This is a genomic window from Croceicoccus estronivorus (assembly GCF_001625325.1).
Lineage (GTDB): Bacteria > Pseudomonadota > Alphaproteobacteria > Sphingomonadales > Sphingomonadaceae > Caenibius > Caenibius estronivorus.
The window spans coordinates 40,881-56,451 of record NZ_JRQQ01000005.1 but is presented as its reverse complement, the minus strand read 5'-3'; the positions used below and the strand labels follow the sequence as shown (position 1 = coordinate 56,451).

Sequence of the window (15,571 nt, the reverse complement as noted above, 5' to 3'; positions counted from 1 at the left end):
TGCATGGTTTTGTTATTGCACCTTGAAACGGATTAATTCGCCTTCACAATGCTCCCACCATTGTGAAATGAGGATGATGACGGATTATATGATAGTCAATTTTAATTATTACTTGTAATTATCATCCATCGTGCGTGAAGTTTTCATGCAACACACGCAGGCCGGGGGGCTTTTACTGCGGATGCGAACGATGATTCTCGCAGGTGCAGCAGAAATGGCGTCGTAGGGCATTTACGCATGAATTGCGGGGAATAGCCGGTTATGCCGGACGCGCGCACCATCTGGGCAAAGCGTAAAAGCGAATTGTTGCACGTGCCAGTTTTATCGGTGATTGCCGTTGCTCCACTCCAGCTTGCCAAGGCTTTGGATCAATCTGGCGTGGGGAGAATAGCGATAAAGCCTTTGTCCTTGGACCAAATTACAGGACCAAGCGCATCGCGCATGAGCACGGGGCCCTGAAAGCCCGCGGCAAAGGCAACTTCGTTCTTTTTCTTGTCGGTGGCCGTTGTGTATTGCGCGGGAGTGAGCGCCAGCACTGCGGGCATGACAGTCTGTATGCGGGCGAAAGCTGCGATCAGCGCAGACTTGGCGTTTTGTCCATCGTTCATTGCCCAGCGGGCCACGTTCTCACCAGCTTCGTATGAGCACTTTTTGAGACGGACGACACTCATGACTCGTTGTGAAAATAAGGATTTGAGCCCTTCCGTCTCTGCCAAAGTAATGTCGGCGATGACCTGGATTTGCGTAAAATCCTGAGACATTTGATAGCGATAGGTGATCAGGCCAATCTGATCGGATGAATGCGCTTCGGCAAGCTCGCCAACGGTAGCAAAAACGCCACCTGGCACACGCTCGATTGCGGAGGGATTGAACCAATCGGTTGCGCTGATTGCGCTTCGAGTAGTTTCAAGCGCCAGGCTAGGGACATCAAACCCTTCCAACACATGAGTCAATGGTGCGATGGCAGCCTCAGCACGTTCGCTTGCGTTAGCCGTCATGATCCTGCGTCTATCGCGATCTATGCTTGCAATGAAGGGCTCGCCGAATAACCCACCGCTCCAGGAGCCAGGTAGAATGGCGCCGATGTCGACAGAAATTCCGAGCTTTTCCTGTGGCACCATGACAGCGACCGGCCGCGAAGTTGAAAGGCGCCGCTCTTCTTCAGGAAACCCCCGGCTCAGGCCCGCATGAAGGGGCTGGATCGGTGCAAGCGCCAGAAGCAAGACCAGTAGCTTCCTCAAGCATTCCTCCATCGAGCTGTGGCTGTGATTATTCGCGCAGAAAGGCTAGCTAAAGGCGGCTCGAATATTCCAGAAAGTTCCTGGTGAATGCCTGGCGAAGGTCTTCGTCTGCTTCCTCTATTTCATCTGCAGTCTTGGGAGGGAAATGTGAAAGGCCATTGCCTCCACGACCCTTGATCATTTTTGTTATGCTCTTCCCCTCACGGAAATCTTTGTAAATGAAACGGTTATTTAGTGATCGTCCGTAAATTACCTTCTTCAGATACAAATTTTGGGTGACGAGCAATTCGGCGTAACAGGATGCCGTTGAGTCAGTGAGGCGCGTCTTGGACTTGGTGGTAATGTCGCGGTCTGCAATCGGCATCTCATATAAAATCGTCGTATCGGCTGGCAGTTTCAATTCTTTAGCCAGATCGATAGATTCCAAGGCCTGGACCTGGAACTTTGGCCCGAGTGCGTCCTTCAGATATTCCGCTTCGGTAATGTTGCGATTTTTGTTGGCGGCGGCATCTGCAACTGCCCAAACTCCACCCAATCCGGTTAATAATGATGTGGTCTGCGCCTGACCCTCGACCGTTGGAAAGACATGGAGTTCGCAAACTGGTGTGGGTTCTACTGCTTCGGTGAGAGCTGGTACATCTGGCACGCCGATCTCTGCGGGAGTTTCCTGCGCAGCCTCCACACTTCCGCCCTGTGCCGAGACTTCCTCCTGTGCCGTTGCCGCCGAACCGGCAAGGAGTGCTGCCGCTAGACTGGCAGCAAGTGATATTCCACGCATCGCGCACCCTTCATTTGATCTTGCGATAGCGGATCGCGCAAGATGATGTACTTGGAACCAAAGTGTTCTCGACCGAATTTCATTAATAAAATTCAGTTGGGCAATTCTTGAATTTGTATGTTGGCTCGTAAATCGCAATGAGGACTATCGCCAGAGCTTTTCTATCCAAACTGGTTCAAAGTGTACCTTTGGAGACGATGGCAGCTATCACCTCCGATGGTGGCCACAGCCGTCCCTTCTTGCGCGCTCTCAAACTCGCAAGTCTCTCACCGCTGAATTGAACCACGCGGCCTAGATCGAGTATTCGGCAATCTTGCCGGTCTTGCCGTCGTCTGCCTGCTCGACCGCATTGGCGGCGGCAAGCAAGGTTTCCTCGATGGATTTCAGACGATCCGGGCGATCGAGCTTGTGGCCGAACAGGTCGGTAACATAGAACGTATCGGCTGCGCGCTCGCCATAAGTGGCAATATGCGCCGAATGGACGACAAGCTGCGATTCAAACAATGCCCGGGCCAAACGGTTGAGCAAGGCGGGACGGTCGCGGGCGTTCACTTCCACCACTGTGAAGCGGTTGGAGGCCTTGTTGTCGAACAAGACGCGCGGGCGGACGCTGAAGGCTTCGGAACGAATGCGTGCGGAAGGCCGCTTGGCCAGTTGGGGCACCAGTTCCACGCGATTTGCCAGAGCATCGGCAATGGATTTCTTGAGCCGGTTCAATTGGTCGCCCTCCATGAATGGGCGGCCCAGTGGATCCTGCACGAGGAAATTGTCGACTGCCTTGCCGTTACGGGCGGTGTGGATATGCGCATCGATGATGTTGCCGCCGGCCAGATGGATGCCGCCGGCGATGCGGTAAAACAGTCCGGGGTGGTCGTTGGAAATGACCGTGACCAGCGTGGCCCCGCGAGCCGGGTAGTATTCGCAATGGATCGATAGCGCGTCTTCCAGTTCGCGCGCGGCGCGGAACTGGACAAGATTGAGGGCAATGATGTCTTCCGGTTCGGCGATCCAGTATGCGTCGCCCAACAGCTTGCCGACACCATCGATCAGATCTGTCTTGTCACTCAGCAATTTGCTGACGGCGTCTTTCTTTGCGTCGACCCGTTCCTTGCGGCCGAACTGCTTGTGCCCGAGCCGCAGCTGCTCCTCTGCCAGATGATACAGGTCGCCGATCAGCTGGCGTTTCCAGCTGTTCCATGTTCCAGGGCCAACCGCCCTGATGTCGACGATGGTGAGCAGGGTCAGCTGGCGCAGACGGTCCAGCCCTTGAATCAACCCGACGAAGTCCGCGATCGTCTTCGGGTCGGCGAGGTCGCGCTTGAACGACGTCGCGCTCATCACGAGGTGATAACGCACGAGCCAGCTCACCAGCTCCGTCTCCCCCTCGTCCAGACCGAAACGGGGGCAGAGCTTCAGCGCCACTTCGGCGCCGAGCACGGAATGGTCGCCGCCGCGACCTTTCGCGATATCGTGCAGGAGCACGGCGACGTAGCTCACCCGCCGCGAGGCGACCTTGTGAATCAGCCCGCAGGCCAGCGGATGATCTTCCTTCAGTTCGCCCCGCTCGATTCTGGCGAGCAGGCCAATGGCCCGAATGGTGTGTTCGTCCACTGTATAGTGATGATACATGTCGAACTGCATCTGTGCATTGACGCGGCCGAAATCGGGAACGAACCGCCCGAATACTTCAGCCTCGTTCATCCAGCGCAGAACTGTTTCCGGATCGTTGTGGCCGGTCAGAACGTCCAGAAACAGCGCATTGGCACGCGGGTCACGCCGCACTTTTGCGTCGATCAGTTTCACGTCGCGTGTGGCCATGCGCATGGTTTCGGCGTGGATCTCCAGACCTTCCGCCTCTGCAATGGCGAAGATCTCGATCAGCCGCACCGGATCTTTCTGAAACCAGTCGTCCGATGGCGCGCGCAATTTGCCGCCGAATACAGTGTAGCCCTTGAGCTTGCGCGGCCGGGCGCGAAAGCCGGCGAGAATGCCGCGCGGTGTCTTCGCCGTGAACTGTTCATCCAACTGGGCAAGGAACATGGCGGTCAGGTTGCCGACCCGCTTTGCCTGCAGGAAGAAGAATTGCATGAAGCGTTCGACCGCGCTCTTGCCGGGGCGGTCGGCAAAATTCATTCGTCGGGCAACTTCGCGCTGAAGATCGAAAGTCAGCCGGTCCTCTTCCCGGCCCGTGATCGTGTGCAAGTGACACCGCACCGCCCAGAAGAAGTTTTCGGCCCGGCGGAACGCGCGATATTCCTGCCGGGTCAGCAAACCGACATCGACCAACTCGGCCGGGGTGCGGACCTTGTAGATATATTTGCCGATCCAGTAGAGCGTGTGGAGATCGCGCAGGCCGCCCTTGCCTTCCTTCACGTTGGGTTCGACCACGTAGCGGCTATCGCCCAGGCGCTTGTGCCGCGCGTCGCGCTCCTCAAGCTTTTCGGAAACGTACTGACGCTCGGTTCCGGCGACGACTTCCGCGAAGAAGCGTTTGTTCGCTTCTTCATACAGCGGCTGGTCGCCCCAGACGTAGCGGCCCTCCAGCATGGCGGTCCGGATCGTCAGGTCGCCCTTGGCCATGCGGACCATCTCGTCTAGCGAGCGGCTGGAATGGCCGACTGTCAGCCCCAGGTCCCACAGGAAATAGAGCATTGCCTCGATCACCTGCTCGCACCAGGCGGTTTGCTTGCCGGGAGTGAGAAATGCGATGTCGACGTCTGAATGGGGCGCCATTTCGCCGCGCCCGTATCCGCCGACGGCCATGATCGACAGGCGTTCGCCGGTGGAGCGGTTCGCATTGGGATAAACGTCGGTCACGACATGGTCGTGGATAATGCGCACCAGCTGATCGATCAGGAAAGCTTGTGCTTCTGCGCAATCGTGGCCTGCAGAAGGCTTTTCCGCCAGACGGCGGGCGATTTCGCCGCGCCCCTTGTCCAGCGCTTCCCGCAGCAAGGTGAGAACCTGAGGGCGCGCACGCTGGCCTTCATCGCCGACCGCGTCCGCGATCGCCGTGCTCAGCCCACGCCGGTCGACGACCGCGCGCTGGTTGGGAATTCGCAGAACGCTCATGCCCGTTCCTCGCGATCTGGCGCGCGCGTTGCGTCGCACGCCGGGTCATATCCTTCGGTCTTCACTGTCAACGCATAGGGAATAGGCTTTCTCCCGTTGCCAGCCTATGCCACATAGCCGGCACTTACAGATCAATGCTCTAAGGGGTTCGCCGCTTGCTGTCACTATTGGCCGAAGCCACGCAACATATGCCGCTGATGTGGGAAGACCTCGGGCTGCGGCCCGGCATCGATCTGGGCTTCTTCACGCTGCGCTTCTATTCCCTCGCTTATCTTGCAGGAATCCTGCTGGGTTACTGGCACTTGAGCAAGATGGTGAAGGCCCCTGGCGCGCCGATGGCGCAGCGGCATGTCGATGACCTGTTTTTCTATTGCACGCTGGGAATCATTATTGGCGGCCGTTTGGGATACGCCACGTTCTACCAGCCGTCCCTGTGGGCCAATCCGGCGGATCTGCTCAAGCTGTGGCAAGGCGGAATGAGCTTCCATGGCGGATTGACCGGTGTGTTGCTGGCAATCGCATGGGTCAGCTGGCGCGGTGGTCTCTCTTTCCTGCGGGTCGCCGACTACATTGCCGTCAACGTGCCGTTCGGCATGATGTTCGGGCGGATCGCCAACTTCATCAATGGCGAACTCTGGGGACGGCCAAGCGATGTTCCCTGGGCAATGGTCTTTCCCGGCGCGGGGCCGCTGCCCCGCCACCCCAGCCAATTGTATGAGGCTGCATTGGAAGGGGCCCTGCTGATGGTCGTTCTGCTGCTCCTGTTCTGGAAGACGCGCGCGCGCTGGCGTCCGGGCTTGCTGGTGGGCACTTTTACCGCGGGAATCGGAATCGCACGGTTTTCCGTCGAATTCTTCCGCGAACCGGACGCGCAGCTTGCTGAATTCGCGCTGCGTACGGGGCTGTCGATGGGGCAATGGCTGACATTGCCGTTGATCGCCCTTGGTCTGGCGGTTGTCGTGCGCTCCCTGATCAAGCCTGCGATGGGGGCCGCCGGGAGCGGTGCGGGCAAAGGCGTGTCCGAGCCCGCATGAGCGGTGACGCGGAGGAAGCTGGGCTGGCCGCTACGTTCCGCCGGCTGATCGTCAATACCGGCCCGATCAGCATGTTGCAGTACATGGGCGAGGCGAATGCCCGCTACTATGCCTCGCGCGATCCGTTCGGATCGGCGGGCGATTTCATCACCGCGCCTGAAATCAGCCAGATGTTCGGGGAACTGATCGGACTGTGGCTGGCCGATATGTGGATTCGCGGCGGTCGTGCGGAGCCTGTCCATTACGTCGAGCTTGGACCGGGGCGGGGGACACTGGCGCGAGATGCCTTGCGGGCGGCGCAACGGTTCGGCCTGCGGCCACGTATCCATTTTATCGAAAGCTCGACCGCCCTGCGTGCACTGCAACTGGCATCGGTGCCCGATGCCTTGTGGCATCACGATCTGTCGTCCGTACCCATGGAAGGGCCGATCCTGCTGGTTGCCAATGAATTCCTCGATGCCTTGCCTGTCCGCCAGATGGTCAGGGTGGCCGGAGGCTGGCGTGAACGGATGGTCGGGCTGGAAGGGGATCGTTTCGTCCCTGTGGCGGGAGATCGCCCGATGGATGCCGCGATACCCGACGATCGGAGGAATGCACACGAAGGCACGATTGTCGAAACCTGCCCCGGCGCGGCCGCAACAGTGTTCGAAGTGGCGGGGCGGCTCGCCCGCCAGGGTGGGGCGGCCCTGTTCATCGATTACGGTTACGATCAGGTCCGTTATGGCTCGACATTGCAGGCGGTCAGGGCCCATCGCAAGGTCGACCCCTTCGAGACGCCGGGAGAAGCGGACCTGACCGCGCTGGTCGATTTCGCGACCATGGCCCAGATCGCCCAATCGCGCGGTGCCCGCTGTCTGGGAACCGTTGGGCAGGGGTACTGGCTCAAGGCCTTGGGGATCGAAGCGCGGGCGGACGCCCTTGCCAAATCCAGCCCGGAACAGGATGCAGCCATTCGTGCGGCACTGGACAGACTGACCGGGGACGATCAGATGGGCAGCCTGTTTAAGGTCATGGGGCTGGCAGGCCCGGGCTGGCCGGAAGGAGCCGGCTTCGCCTAGCAAACTCTATGCCGCTGGCCCCGGGAGAGCCGAGCCGCAGACGTGCGATCACACGTCCAGATTGGCGACGTTGAGCGCGTTTTCCTGAATGAAGTCGCGGCGGGGTTCCACCACGTCGCCCATCAGCCGGGTGAAGATCTCGTCCGTCACGTCCGCGTCTTCGACTTTCACTTGCAGAAGTACGCGATTGTCGGGATCGAGCGTGGTTTCCCAAAGCTGCTCGGCGTTCATTTCGCCCAAGCCCTTGTAACGGGAAATCGACAGCCCCTTGCGGCCATTGGCCAGTACGGCTTCGAGCAAGGCGATCGGACGAGTGATGGCGCCGTTTGTCGACACAGGGCGCGCGACGGGGGTGTCGCCATCCTCGTTGTCGTCATCCGCCACGGGTTCGGGCTCCGGCGCTTCTTCCGCGTTGCCTTTCACGAGGTAGGCGGGGGCGTTGTAAACGTCGACATTCTCGCTGGCGAGACGGGCGAGTTTGCGGGCTTCGGCACTGGTGACAAAGCTGGCTTCGATCAGGTGATGATCGGTGACGCCGCGCCAGAGTCGCTCCACGCGAATTGCGCCATCTTCGCCCAGCGATGCGCTCCACCTGGCTTCGGTGTCGTTCATCTGCAGCCGCTCCGCCCCCCGGACCAGCGCGGCCTCGCGCGCTTGGTCCGACGCTTCGGGATCGAATGCACCGGCCAGGGCAAGCGTTTCCACGATCATCGGATCGTAGCGCCGGGGCACGAAGCCCATCAGGCTGCGCAGTCGCATGGCATGTTCGACGAGCGCTTCCAGTTCGGCGCCGCCGCGGGCCCCGCCGGTCGTTTCCAGCACACGGCCTTGCAGGCCGGCATCGACCAGATAGCGGTCAAGCGCGGCGTTATCCTTGAGATAAACTTCGCTGCGGCCCTTCGCCACTTTGTAAAGCGGAGGCTGGGCAATGAAGAGATGCCCGGCCTTGATGATGTCGGGCATCTGGCGATGGAAGAATGTCAGCAGCAGCGTGCGGATATGCGCGCCGTCCACGTCGGCGTCGGTCATGATGACGATCTTGTGGTAGCGCAGCTTTTCGAGATTGAACTCGTCACGGATACCAGTGCCCATGGCCTGGATCAGGGTGCCGACTTCCTTCGATCCGATGATCCGGTCGAAACGTGCCCGCTCGACATTCAGGATCTTGCCCTTGAGCGGCAGGATCGCCTGGAAGTGCCGATCGCGGCCCTGTTTGGCCGAACCGCCAGCGGAGTCGCCCTCGACCAGGAACAGTTCGGATTTGGCGGGATCGCGTTCCTGGCAATCGGCCAGCTTGCCCGGCAGGCTGGCGATGTCCATCGCCCCTTTGCGCCGGGTCAGTTCGCGGGCCCTGCGCGCCGCTTCGCGGGCGGCAGCGGCGTCGATGATCTTCTGGACGATAGACTTTGCATCAGCGGGGTTTTCTTCCAGCCATTCGCTCATCTTGTCGCTCATCAGGCTCTCGAGCGGCTGACGCACTTCGGACGAAACCAGCTTGTCCTTCGTCTGGCTGCCGAACTTGGGATCGGGCAACTTGACCGAAACGATTGCGGTCAAGCCTTCGCGCATGTCTTCCCCGGCAAGAGAGACCTTTTCCTTCTTCAGCATGCCCGAACGGTCGGCATAGTTGTTAAGCGTGCGAGTCAATGCCGCGCGAAAAGCAGCGAGATGCGTGCCGCCGTCCCGTTGCGGGATGTTGTTGGTGAAGCACAGCACGTTTTCGTAGTAGGAATCGTTCCATTCCAGCGCGACGTCGATACCGATCCCGTCCTTTTCGGCAGAGATGGCGATTGGCTCCGGAATCAGGGCCTGCTTGTTGCGGTCGAGCCATTTGACGAAAGCGGCGATTCCGCCCTCGTAATACAGGTCGTGCTCCTTGGTTTCCTCATGCCGCTTGTCGCGCAACAGGATGTGCACGCCGGAATTGAGAAAGGCGAGCTCGCGGTATCGATGTTCGAGCTTTTCGAAATCGTATTCGGTGACGTTCTTGAACGTGTCCGTGCTGGCCAGGAAGGTTACGCGTGTCCCCTTCTTGCCGGCCGGGGCATCCCCCACGGTTTTCAACGGCGCTTCGGCATCGCCATGGCGGAAGCGGATCTGGTGCTCCTTGCCGTCACGCCATACGGTCAGTTCCAGCCATTCGGACAGGGCGTTGACGACCGAAACGCCGACGCCGTGAAGCCCGCCGGACACCTTGTAGGCATTGTCGTCCGACGTGTTCTCGAACTTCCCGCCCGCGTGGAGTTGGGTCATGATCACTTCGGCCGCGGACACGCCTTCTTCCTGGTGAATGTCGACCGGAATCCCGCGCCCGTTATCCTCGACCGAGACGGACCCGTCGGGATTGAGTTCGATGAGCACCAGATCGCAATGACCGGCCAATGCCTCGTCAATCGCGTTATCGGATACTTCGAATACCATGTGGTGCAGACCGGACCCGTCGTCCGTGTCGCCGATGTACATCCCCGGCCGTTTGCGGACCGCATCCAGCCCTTTGAGAACCTTGATGCTTTCCGCGCCGTAGGTGTTGGTATTCATGCCGCTGTTTTCGGGTGTCTCTGCCATGCGGCCGGTATAGGCATTCCGGCGCATATTAGAAAGCTTTGTCACCTGCCATCCACAGCGAAATGCCGGATCGGGTGGGCGGGTGCTGGCGGCGGCAGGACCGATTTTCCGCCAGAGTACAAAACGGCCGTTCCCCTCAGCAGGAGAACGGCCGTCTGCCGTTAGGGTTTGACATAGTTCCTGCTCAGATCAGTGTAGCGGTGAACAACATTCCACTGGTCGATGCCGCCACGAGGATCGGCAGGACACGCAAAGTGAAAGTGCGCATAAAGTCCTCCTTGTTTTCAATGGGATCCTTCGCTGCGTTCGTGCTACCGAAGGCCCGCACCGCAAATGTGCCTCGGCCCCCTATTTCGCAATCGCAAAAAAGTCGCGATATGTTGCGTATTTTGCAACATATTCCCAAATTTCTTGGATTCATGCGAAAAACTGCCGGTTTTTGTATGAATGCCGGAGCCTCAAGCCCAGTCGTTCCACCCCCTCCTGTTGCATTGCAGCATCACATTTCATGCTGCGATGCAGCAAAACATTCCGAGGCGGTATGTGCGATGCGCTTGAAAGGTGCGGAAATTCTGTGGCACCAACGCGAAACCATGCTGCCACAGGGGCAATGACCATGAAACGCAAGCTGTACGAAGAGCTTCTCGAACCGCTCGAACTCGAGCTGGTCGCCATGGCCCGCTGGGCAAGAGCGAAGGGTGAGCGTATTTGCGTGCTGTTCGAAGGGCGCGACACGGCGGGGAAGGGCGGCGCGATCAAGGCCGTGTCAGAGCGAATCAATCCGCGGCAATGCCGTGTGGTGGCCCTGGCAAAGCCGAATGAAGAAGAGAGCGGGCAATGGTACTTCCAGCGCTATGTGCGCCACCTGCCATCCGCAGGGCAGCTCGTCCTGTTCGACCGTAGCTGGTATAACCGGGCAGGCGTCGAACATGTGATGGGGTTTGCCGACGAAGATCAGGTCGAGGCATTCCTCAAGGCCGCGCCGGTCTTCGAAAAGATGCTGGTGGATGACGGGATCCGCCTGTTCAAATACTGGCTCAGCTGCGATCAGGAAAAGCAGGAAGAACGCTTCACGGAAAGGCTGGACGATCCGCTCAAGCGCTGGAAGCTCTCACCGATCGATGTGGCGGCGCGAACCCGTTACGCGGACTATACGGCGGCCCGTGAACGAATGTTTGCCGCAACCAACACTGAATGGGCACCCTGGACGGTCGTCGATTTCAATGACCAGCGGCATGGGCGGCTCACGCTGATCCGCGATTTGCTGGATCGGTTGCCGGAAACGAAAGTCCCGCCTGACGCGATAGACTGGCCGGAACTCGACCATGAACCGCTGACAGAGGATTTCTGCCTGCTCAAGCCGATCAAGCCGTTCCCGCTTCACAAGAAGGGATAGGCCAGAAGGCTGCGGGCAGGGGCGTGCCGCAAACGATCAGCTATTCGATGCCGGCTCGCCCCCTTCGAGCACTTGCCGGAGTACGGCAACGCGTTTGCGCGCCTCGGTCCAGTCCCGTTCGGGATGCTGTTTCATGTTCTCCAGCAAAGAGTGGAGTTCGTTCCTGCGGTCTTGTTCGGTGACCTGTTCCATTGTGCTTCCTCCGTTCTGGCCTTCTACAAGGCCAACGTGGCATGCCGCGCATTGTTCCGCATAGTCTGAGTGTGGGGCCTGAGTTGCGGGCCCTGAGTTGCAGACATGCCGCGTCGGACAGACGGAACGGGGCTATCGTCGCGACTGGGGTTGGGTTAGGCTCCCTTCCCGCAACAGTACATGGAGGCAGGCAAGGTGGCCGAGTTCGACGATCAGGGGCGCCCCAAGGGGCCGGACGGCCCGTCCGCCAGAACGGTGAAGCCGCCTCGGGTGGCGAGTGGGCAGACCACAGCGTCCACATTCGCGTTCAACCGGCCGACTATCATCAGCCTGCTTTATCTGGGATCGTGCCTTCTGTTCGTCACGGGCATCATCGGTCTGGTGCTGGCCTATGTCTGGCGCGGGGAACCGCACGAAGACTGGGAAAGCTCGCACTACACGTATCTCATCCGCACCTTCTGGCTCGGTCTGCTCGGTACGGTGGTCAGCACGTTGCTGATGATCGTCCTGATCGGTTTCATCCTTCTGGCGGGCGTGGCCATTCTCGTGATCGTGCGTTGCGTGTTGAGCCTGGTGGCGGCGCAGAAGCAGCAGCCGATGCCCAATCCGGAAACCTGGTTCGCCTGATCGGCGACACCGCCATGCGCATTTTCGCGCTGTTTCGGCATTCTTTCTCGCCTTGCCGCGTACGCGGTGCGCCCGGTCGCAGGGTGGGGAGCGGGTCCGGACTTGCCACGTTTAGCCGGCACCCAACTGACAGAAAAAGGATGTCACAATGCGTAAATTCGCCATTCCCGCTTTCGCTGCCGCAGCTCTGACCGCTTTGGCCGCGGGTTCGGTCTCCGCCCAGGAAGCCAGCGCCCCGCCCGCCGATCCTGCCCCTGAAGCTGCGCCAGCGGAAACGGGTGATGCCACCGCTGCCCCTGCGGATGAACCGGCTGCTCCCGCCGGCGACGAACAGGCTGCGCCCGAAAGCGCGGAATAATCTGCCGCTACGGGGGGCTGGGCGGTTTGTGGCCTGCCCCCACCCGGCCCCGATCGGGTCGGCACAGCTAAAACGGAAGAGCCGGGCTTGTCCCGGCTTTTTCTTTGCCTGCACTGCTCTGAACGTGTGAGCGGCGACGGCTGCGGTTGACGGAAATGGCCGTCAATGTGTCCGGGGATATCCATTACCGTCAGATACTTGCCAGCCATTGTGTGTGACCTTCCGGAAATGCGCGAAATCGCTGGGCTTCGGAAGCGGGGTATCAGTGCGATGGGCATGGCCTGACCATGGCAGGCGTGTGCGCTGTAGGAAAACGATAGCGGTTGAGAGCGAGTGGTCCGTCAGGAGGTTCCCGGTGCGGAACCGTGTGCCGGCTTGGCCGCCCATGGATTGACATGTTCCTGATGGGGTGCCGGCTTGTCCGCCTTGGACGTATCGTCCGGTTTGGGCACGGAGCAATAGGCCGTCAGCAGGACCCCTGCCGCCCACCACAGAGCCTTCCAGCGGCTGGCGAATACGGATGTGAGGCGGGGGCCGAACATGGCCGCAATATCGCATGCGGCGGTTAACGGAGAGTGGAGACACGGGCATAGATGCTCTCTCGCTCCCGGTCGGTGGAGATCCGGTCTAGCGGCCTATCATCCAGGCCGTCAGCGCAGCCAGTGCGACGGCCTGAAGCGCGGCGATCATGTGCAGATTGGAGCAGAACGGTTGCTTGCGGGTCTTGTGTCGGAACAGGTGCCGCGCAGCATAGGCTCCCGGCGAGCCGCCTGCAAAAGCCCACAAGAGCAGCGTCTGCTCCGAAATCCGCCGCCTGCCCGCTTCGGCCAGCATCTTGTCGATCCCGAAAGCGGCGAAGGCGATGAAATTAATCGCGATAAGGTAAGTGGCAATGTTGGCCGGAGTCAGGAGAGGCAGCAAGGTTCGCATGGCAACCGGCCCCTAATGCGGCGATCCCTTATGAAAGATGAAAGCACGCGTGCCGCCCGCGTCGGCTCCATTACATTTCTGGTAACGGAATGGGCGATAAGCAAAAGCAATGGGCAAGGTGACACGCTTCGATCCGCACCACCGCCGGGGGCGCAGGCAAGGCAGGCGGGTGGCAGGCTATCGCAAGCAAGCGCCACGCAGCTCGCGCAATCGGCGGCGGACCTGGGGGCGAGCTCTTTCCGGCGCGCGCCCGTTCCTGTTGCTCGTCGGGTTGATTGCGGTGGCAGTCGTTCTGCGCGATGGCGCCGCCTTCGAGCCGCCTGCCTATCTCCAGACGGAACCGGAATGGGTCGATGGGCAGTTCACCCGCTGCGGGCCGGGGCGAGGACATTATTGCGTGTTTGATGGCGATACGTTCAAGCTGGGCGATCGCAAGATACGGGTCGTCGGGATCGACACGGCGGAAGTTCGCGCGCGTTGCCCGGCAGAGGCCGCGCAGGCAGAGGCATCCACAGCCGCCCTGCAACACTGGCTCAATCGCGGTCCTTTCGCGATGACTGCCCGGATTGACGATCCGACGGATCGCTACGGACGGAATCTCAGGATCATGAAGCGGAAGGCCCCGGACGGGACCGAAGATCGCCTGGCCGATTTCATGCGTAACGAAGGTGGCGCGCGTCGTTACCTTGGCGGCTATCGTGGGGGTTGGTGCTGAGGCACATGGTAAGGAGAGGGCGATGGCGACGCTGAGCTGGGAATGGTGGCTGGGGCTGGCGGCGTGGACGCTGGTGGTATTCCGCATTGGTATTGGCGTGGGGGCGTTTGGCGCGCGCGCGGGATCGGATTCAGCCTATTGATCCGGCGCGCATTCCCGCAGACGTGCAGGCGCGTATCCGCGACCTCTTGCGGGATCACCGCAAGATCGAGGCAATCAAGCTTCTGCGCGAAGAAACGGGCTGCGGCCTTGCCGAAGCGAAAAAGACCATCGACGCGATTCCGCAATCAATCTGACTTGAGGAGCGGCCCTATCGGGAGGCCGGAGTGGGGTATGGTGCAGCGAAGCGCCTTCTCCTCCGGCCCGGCCCATTACTCCGCCGCCTGCGTCGCTCCATTCCCGCGATCGCTGAACATGTCCGGCTCGCCATCGTCGCCTGCATCCTGCTCGTTGGCGGCCTTGGCCTTGCGGCGCTGGTCGAAGCTGGCCCAGACGTCCTGCCAGTTACCCTTGGTCGCACCCTTTGAATATTCGGTCGCGCGGGTTTCGAAGAAATTGGCGTGCTCCACCCCGTTCAGCAGCGGGGCGAGCCAGGGCAGCGGATGGTCGTCGACCATGTAGATCGGGTCGAAGCCGAGCTGATCCAGCCGCCAGTCCGCGATGTAGCGGATGTATTTCTTGATTTCCTTGGCCGTCATGCCAGGCACCGGGCCGTCTTCGAACGCGAGATCGATGAATGCATCTTCCAGCCGGACCGTCTTCTGGCAGCAGTCGATGATGTCTTCCTTCACCGCTTTGGTCAGGCAACCGCGTTCCTTGGTGAAGGCATGGAACAGCCGGGTGATCCCTTCGCAGTGCAGGGATTCGTCGCGTACGGACCAGGTCACGATCTGGCCCATACCCTTCATCTTGTTGAAGCGGGGGAAGTTCATCAGCATGGCGAAGCTGGCGAACAGTTGCAGCCCTTCGGTAAAGCCGCCGAACATTGCCAGCGTACGGGCAATATCCTCGTCACTGTCGACACCGAACAATTGCAGGTAGTCGTGCTTGTCGCGCATTTCCTGGTATTCCAGGAACATGCCATATTCGCTTTCCGGCATGCCGATGGTGTCGAGCAGGTGAGAATAGGCGGCGATGTGAATCGTTTCCATGTTGGAGAACGCGGCCAGCATCATTTTCACTTCGGTCGGCTTGAACACGCGGCCGTACTTGTCGTGATAGCAATCCTGCACTTCGACATCGGCCTGCGTGAAGAAACGGAAGATCTGCGTCAGCAGGTTCCGTTCGTGGTCGGACAGTTTCTGTGCCCAGTCCCGACAATCTTCGCCCAGCGGCACTTCTTCCGGCATCCAGTGAACCTGCTGCTGCCGCTTCCAGAATTCGTAGGCCCACGGATATTCGAAGGGCTTGTAGGTCTTGCGGGCTTCGAGCAACGACATGTTGTGTCTCCGTGGGGGTGGCCGAACCCTCAATATAGGCACAACTGCCCGAATCTGTGAATCCGGAAACGCCCTTCGTCGGGGAAAAATCACGAAGATTTCATGTCGCGGCGATATCTGCGCGAAAAGGGGCGGGAAAGCGTGGGCCTACCCGCCCGCTCCATCG

The 15,571-nt window shown here is 60.1% G+C and carries 16 protein-coding genes; 8 read left to right on the top strand and 8 right to left on the bottom strand.

Features of this window, described 5'->3' with window-relative positions:
• Positions 1–368: 368 nt before the first annotated feature.
• The 3 genes from MB02_RS08415 to MB02_RS08405 form a co-directional block, all read right to left on the bottom strand.
• Positions 369–1,241 (bottom strand): hypothetical protein, encoded by an 873-nt coding sequence (locus tag MB02_RS08415; protein ID WP_156495461.1) that lies wholly within the window; start codon positions 1,239–1,241, stop codon positions 369–371.
• Between the two features lie 49 nt (positions 1,242–1,290).
• On the bottom strand, positions 1,291–2,019 hold the full coding sequence (locus tag MB02_RS08410; protein ID WP_067535542.1) for a hypothetical protein: 729 nt from the start codon (positions 2,017–2,019) through the stop codon (positions 1,291–1,293).
• A gap of 291 nt (positions 2,020–2,310) precedes the next feature.
• Positions 2,311–5,091, bottom strand: a complete 2,781-nt coding sequence (locus tag MB02_RS08405) for a [protein-PII] uridylyltransferase (RefSeq protein WP_067535539.1) — start codon at positions 5,089–5,091, stop codon at positions 2,311–2,313.
• 188 nt (positions 5,092–5,279) lie between these two features.
• Between MB02_RS08405 and lgt the strand changes: the two genes are divergently transcribed.
• Both lgt and MB02_RS08395 read left to right on the top strand, forming a co-directional pair.
• Positions 5,280–6,125: a prolipoprotein diacylglyceryl transferase gene (gene lgt, locus MB02_RS08400; protein WP_067535536.1), complete on the top strand. Its 846-nt coding sequence runs from the start codon at positions 5,280–5,282 to the stop codon at positions 6,123–6,125.
• Entirely contained in the window at positions 6,122–7,183 is a 1,062-nt protein-coding gene (locus tag MB02_RS08395; RefSeq protein WP_067535533.1) for a class I SAM-dependent methyltransferase, read from the top strand. The genes lgt and MB02_RS08395 overlap by 4 nt, the downstream gene beginning before the upstream one ends.
• Before the next feature lie 48 nt (positions 7,184–7,231).
• On the opposite strand, the gene gyrB is transcribed toward MB02_RS08395, so the two are convergent.
• Positions 7,232–9,748 carry a DNA topoisomerase (ATP-hydrolyzing) subunit B gene (gyrB, locus tag MB02_RS08390; RefSeq protein WP_067536342.1) on the bottom strand — a complete coding sequence of 839 codons (2,517 nt, stop codon included), beginning with the start codon at positions 9,746–9,748 and terminating at the stop codon, positions 7,232–7,234.
• A 38-nt stretch (positions 9,749–9,786) separates the two neighbouring features.
• Here gyrB and MB02_RS17680 point away from each other — a divergent pair, with 38 nt between their 5' ends.
• Positions 9,787–10,362, top strand: coding sequence for a hypothetical protein (locus MB02_RS17680; protein ID WP_170304678.1), 576 nt, complete (start codon positions 9,787–9,789; stop codon positions 10,360–10,362).
• Positions 10,359–11,144, top strand: coding sequence for a polyphosphate kinase 2 (gene ppk2, locus MB02_RS08385; protein ID WP_067536338.1), 786 nt, complete (start codon positions 10,359–10,361; stop codon positions 11,142–11,144). The genes MB02_RS17680 and ppk2 overlap by 4 nt, the downstream gene beginning before the upstream one ends.
• A 36-nt stretch (positions 11,145–11,180) precedes the next feature.
• Here ppk2 and MB02_RS17795 read toward each other — a convergent pair whose 3' ends face one another.
• Positions 11,181–11,336, bottom strand: coding sequence for a hypothetical protein (locus MB02_RS17795; protein WP_170304677.1), 156 nt, complete (start codon positions 11,334–11,336; stop codon positions 11,181–11,183).
• Between the two features lie 195 nt (positions 11,337–11,531).
• Between MB02_RS17795 and MB02_RS08380 the strand changes: the two genes are divergently transcribed.
• Both MB02_RS08380 and MB02_RS08375 read left to right on the top strand, forming a co-directional pair.
• Positions 11,532–11,963 (top strand): DUF4870 family protein, encoded by a 432-nt coding sequence (locus MB02_RS08380; protein WP_328585416.1) that lies wholly within the window; start codon positions 11,532–11,534, stop codon positions 11,961–11,963.
• Between the two features lie 148 nt (positions 11,964–12,111).
• Positions 12,112–12,321: a hypothetical protein gene (locus MB02_RS08375; protein ID WP_067535530.1), complete on the top strand. Its 210-nt coding sequence runs from the start codon at positions 12,112–12,114 to the stop codon at positions 12,319–12,321.
• A gap of 341 nt (positions 12,322–12,662) precedes the next feature.
• Here MB02_RS08375 and MB02_RS08370 read toward each other — a convergent pair whose 3' ends face one another.
• Positions 12,663–12,863, bottom strand: a complete 201-nt coding sequence (locus MB02_RS08370; protein ID WP_067535528.1) for a hypothetical protein — start codon at positions 12,861–12,863, stop codon at positions 12,663–12,665.
• Positions 12,864–12,948: 85 nt separating this feature from the next.
• Positions 12,949–13,251: a DUF1294 domain-containing protein gene (locus MB02_RS08365; RefSeq protein ID WP_067535525.1), complete on the bottom strand. Its 303-nt coding sequence runs from the start codon at positions 13,249–13,251 to the stop codon at positions 12,949–12,951.
• A gap of 109 nt (positions 13,252–13,360) precedes the next feature.
• Between MB02_RS08365 and MB02_RS08360 the strand changes: the two genes are divergently transcribed.
• Positions 13,361–13,966: a hypothetical protein gene (locus tag MB02_RS08360; RefSeq protein ID WP_067535522.1), complete on the top strand. Its 606-nt coding sequence runs from the start codon at positions 13,361–13,363 to the stop codon at positions 13,964–13,966.
• A gap of 164 nt (positions 13,967–14,130) precedes the next feature.
• Positions 14,131–14,262 (top strand): ribosomal protein L7/L12, encoded by a 132-nt coding sequence (locus MB02_RS08355; protein ID WP_206598584.1) that lies wholly within the window; start codon positions 14,131–14,133, stop codon positions 14,260–14,262.
• Positions 14,263–14,337: 75 nt separating this feature from the next.
• On the opposite strand, the gene MB02_RS08350 is transcribed toward MB02_RS08355, so the two are convergent.
• Positions 14,338–15,405, bottom strand: coding sequence for a ribonucleotide-diphosphate reductase subunit beta (locus MB02_RS08350; protein ID WP_067535515.1), 1,068 nt, complete (start codon positions 15,403–15,405; stop codon positions 14,338–14,340).
• Positions 15,406–15,571 lie beyond the last annotated feature (166 nt).